We start from the raw sequence: 3,780 nt of genomic DNA on the forward strand, positions 1-3,780 counted from the left end.
TGCGCCCGGAAGCCGAACTCGAAGGCGCCACTGCCGACGCGGTGCTCGACGGAATACTGGCCTCGGTTCCGGTGCCCCGCTAGTGGTCCTGACTGGACGCACTGGGCTGGTCGCCCTGCTCTGTGTTCTGCCGGTCACGTTATCGCCTTGGCCGGCAACGTCTTTCCTGGTGCTGCTGGTGCTGTTGCTGGTCGCGGTGGCCGTCGACGTCGGGTTGGCCGCAAGCCTCGGCGCGCTGCGGTTCAGCCGGTCGGGCCCGGCGTCGGTGCGGCTCGGCGAGTCGGCACATGTCAGTCTGCTGATCCACAACAATGGCCGGCGTCGGTTTCGCGGCCAGATCCGCGACTCCTGGCCACCCAGCACGCACACCGAACCCGCTGTGCACGCTGTCGACATCGCCGCCGGCCAGGCGCAGCCGGTGGCCAGCTGCCTGCGGCCGGCACGTCGCGGCGATCAACGCACCGCGGTGGTCACCGCACGATCGTTCGGGCCGCTGGGCCTGGCCGGGCGGCAGCGGTCGGCGCCGGTCGCCGGAACCGTGCGGGTGCTTCCGCCCTTCTTGTCGCGCAAACACCTTCCGGCGCGGCTGGCCAAGCTGCGGGAAATCGACGGACTGTTGCCGACTTTGACCCGCGGCCAGGGCACCGAATTCGACTCGCTGCGCGAGTATGTCGTCGGCGACGACGTCCGCTCGATCGACTGGCGCGCCACCGCCCGTCGCTCCGACGTGGTAGTGCGGACTTGGCGGCCCGAGCGTGACCGGCGGGTCGTCATTGTGCTCGACACCGGACGCACGTCGGCCGGCCGGGTCGGAGTCGATCCCACCGCCGGCGATCCGGGCGGATGGCCGCGGCTGGACTGGTCGATGGATGCCGCACTGCTGTTGGCGGCGTTAGCCTCCCGGGCCGGCGACCACGTCGACTTCCTTGCGCACGACCGGGTCGCGCGGGCTGCGGTGTTCGGCGCGCCGCGGACCGAACTGCTCGCACACCTCGTTGACGCGATGGCGCCGCTGCGCCCCGAGCTCATCGAATCAGACGCGCCGGCAATGGTTTCCGCGGTATTGCGACGGGTTCGTCGGCGTGCGCTGGTAGTGCTGCTGACCGACCTCAACGCCGCTGCCCTCGACGAGGGGCTGCTGCCGGTGTTGCCGCAGCTCTCGGCGAGGCACCAGGTGATCATCGCCGCGGTGACCGATCCGCGTGTCGACCGGCTCGCCGTCGGGCGCGCCGATGCTGCTGCGGTGTATGACGCGGCGGCGGCCGAATTCTCCCGCAATGACCGGCGGGCGATTGCATCCCGGCTGCGCCACGGCGGCGTCGACGTGGTCGACGCCGCACCCACCGAGCTTGCGCCCGCACTGGCGGACCGCTATCTGGCGATGAAGGCCACCGGACGGCTCTAAGGTCAGCCGGTCGGCACCACATCGGGTGCATCGGTGATGTCGCCGGTCTCCGCGGCCAGGACCGCGCGTCGACCGAAGTACCCGACGTAGGCCAGAAACGCCGCCTCGGCCGCGATCCCGATCCCGATCCGCACAAACGTCGGCAGTGGCGATGGGGTCACCGCGGCTTCGATGACACCGGAAACGAGTAACACCGCCACCAGCCCGACCGCGATCGCGACGACGGCGCGGCCTTGCTCGGCCAGCACCTGGACCCGGGGACGCTGGCCGGGCGAGATCACCGACCAGCCCAACCGCATCCCGGCGGCGGCGGCCAGAAACACCGCTGTCAATTCCAGCAGGCCGTGCGGTGTCAGCAGGCCCAGCAAGACGTCGCCCTTGCCTGCCTGGAACATCAACCCGCCGATGGCGCCGAGGTTGGCGGCGTTTTGGAACAACACAAACGGGATCGGCACTCCCAGCACGACGGCCAACGCGATGCACTTCGCGGCAACCCAGGCGTTGTTCACCCACACGTGCAGGCCGAACGCCACGGCCGGATGTTCGCTGTAATACGCGGCGACGTCATGGTTGACCAATTCGTCGATGTCACTTGGGGTTCCGATGGTGGACTGCACCTCCGGGCTGCCGGCCACCCACAGCGCGATGACGCCCGCCACGACGAAGAACACCAGACCCGTCGCCAACCACCAACGCCAGGCGCGGTAGGCCACCACCGGAAACGACACCGTCCAGAACCGGGTGAACTCGCTGCTGACCGGAGCGTGCGCGCCGGTCACCGCGGCGCGCGCGCGGGCCACCAACGTCGACAGGCGGCCGATCAGCGCCGCCTCCGAGGATGCCGAGCGCAGCATCGACAGATGCGTCGATACCCGTTGGTAGAGCTCGACGAGTTCGTCGATCTCCGGGCCGGTGAGGCGACGACGGTTACGCACCAGCTGGTCGAGCCGGTCCCAGGCGCCGCGGTGCGCAAGCACAAAGGCGTCGACGTCCACCTGCACGAGGCTAGCGGCGATCGCAAACTCGGCGAAGCCGAGTGCGGCGGGCCGCCGCCATCGGGCAGCGGCGATCGCAAACTCGGCGAAGCCGAGTGCGGCGGGTCGCCGCCAATGGGTAGCGTTCGCAGTATGTCCGAGGTGGTGACCGGCGATGCCGTCGTGCTCGACGTGCAGATTGCGCAGTTGCCGGTGCGAGCGGTTTCAGCGTTGATCGACATCGTCGTCATCGTCGTCGGTTATCTGCTCGGCTTGATGTTGTGGGCGGCCACGCTGACCCAATTCGACGACGCTGCAACTGCCGCCATCCTGATCATCTTCACGGTGCTGGTGCTGGTCGGGTATCCGCTGGCCTTCGAAACGGCGACCCGCGGCCGGACCGTGGGCAAAATCGTGATGGGGCTGCGCGTGGTCTCGGACGACGGCGGCCCGGAGCGCTTCCGCCAAGCGCTGTTTCGGGCCCTGGCCTCGCTGGTGGAGATCTGGATGCTGTTCGGGAGCCCCGCCGTGATCTGCAGTCTGCTTTCACCGAAAGCCAAACGAATCGGCGACATTTTTGCCGGGACGATGGTGATCAGCGAACGCAGCCCGAAGTCGAGCCCGCCCCCGCCGATGCCGCCGTCACTGGCGTGGTGGGCCGCGTCGCTGCAATTATCGGGTCTCAGCGCCGCGCAGGCCGAGCTGGCGCGCCAATTCCTCGCCCGCGCACCGCAACTCGATCCAGGCCTGCGATATCAAATGGCCTACCGAATCGCTGGCGACGTGATGGCGCGCGTCGCTCCGCCACCCCCGCCGGGAACTCCGCCGCAACTCGCGCTGGCCGCTGTGCTGGCCGAGCGGCACCGCCGAGAGCTGGCACGGTTGCGTCCACTGGCCGCGCCCGTCCCAGGGCCGCCTCCGCAGAACTGGCCGCCGCCGCCATCCTGGCCTGCGCCGGGCGGGGGCTTCACTCCGCCTCGTTGAGCTACTGAACTACCGTCGCCGCGACGATGGCAATGTCGATGACCAACAGCGCCAAGGCGATGACCGGAACGACGATGCCCCACCGGCGGCGCGCGGTGAAGAACGAAATGACGATGGTCAGGGCCGCGACCACCGGCGCGCCGTAGAAGAGGACACCGAAACTGATTCCGTTGGGCCCGAGGTTGGGGCACTGCTGATCACTGCAGGCTGCCGTGCTCATGACGGCGCCGAGCGTGAAGATGAGCACCGCCGCGGCGGCGGGCACCGTCAACAGCGCGAGCACCCAGTTCACCCAGACGCGCAACCGGCCACGGCCGGCGTCGCTTTGGGCTGCTGCCGGCTCGGCGCCGGGGGCGACTTTCACGTCGCGGTCTTCGTCAGTCATCGGTTGAGTGCTACCCAGCCTGCCGCGGCGGG

General features: G+C 69.3%; 5 protein-coding genes. 3 read left to right on the forward strand and 2 right to left on the reverse strand.

What is annotated here, in order from left to right; all coding sequences use genetic code 11:
• Both A5707_RS24650 and A5707_RS19810 read left to right on the forward strand, forming a co-directional pair.
• Positions 1 to 83, forward strand: an 83-nt coding sequence (locus A5707_RS24650; protein ID WP_232000787.1) for a hypothetical protein, incomplete at its 5' end; no start/stop codon positions are given.
• Complete coding sequence (locus A5707_RS19810) at positions 83 to 1,405, forward strand: DUF58 domain-containing protein (protein ID WP_065016146.1); 1,323 nt, start codon at positions 83 to 85, stop codon at positions 1,403 to 1,405. The genes A5707_RS24650 and A5707_RS19810, both read left to right, overlap by 1 nt.
• 2 nt (positions 1,406 to 1,407) lie before the next feature.
• Here the strand turns inward: A5707_RS19810 and A5707_RS19815 are convergent, their stop codons facing one another.
• On the reverse strand, positions 1,408 to 2,400 hold the full coding sequence (locus tag A5707_RS19815; protein WP_065016149.1) for a stage II sporulation protein M: 993 nt from the start codon (positions 2,398 to 2,400) through the stop codon (positions 1,408 to 1,410).
• A gap of 132 nt (positions 2,401 to 2,532) precedes the next feature.
• Between A5707_RS19815 and A5707_RS19820 the strand changes: the two genes are divergently transcribed.
• The gene (locus A5707_RS19820) at positions 2,533 to 3,363 is read left to right on the forward strand and encodes an RDD family protein (RefSeq protein WP_065016147.1); all 831 of its coding nucleotides are present in this window, start codon (positions 2,533 to 2,535) and stop codon (positions 3,361 to 3,363) included.
• Position 3,364: 1 nt separating this feature from the next.
• Here A5707_RS19820 and A5707_RS19825 read toward each other — a convergent pair whose 3' ends face one another.
• A complete protein-coding gene (locus tag A5707_RS19825; protein WP_065016148.1) occupies positions 3,365 to 3,748 on the reverse strand; it encodes a hypothetical protein in 384 nt (127 codons plus the stop codon).
• Positions 3,749 to 3,780: the final 32 nt, after the last annotated feature.

This window comes from Mycobacterium kyorinense (assembly GCF_001672775.1).
Taxonomy (GTDB): domain Bacteria; phylum Actinomycetota; class Actinomycetes; order Mycobacteriales; family Mycobacteriaceae; genus Mycobacterium; species Mycobacterium kyorinense_A.

What these genes read in the sequence shown, in the direction of transcription:
- A5707_RS19825 (WP_065016148.1), bottom strand. Translation starts at nt 3,748, where the DNA reads ATGACTGACGAAGACCGCGACGTGAAAGTCGCCCCCGGCGCCGAGCCG.
- A5707_RS19820 (WP_065016147.1), top strand. Translation starts at nt 2,533, where the DNA reads ATGTCCGAGGTGGTGACCGGCGATGCCGTCGTGCTCGACGTGCAGATT.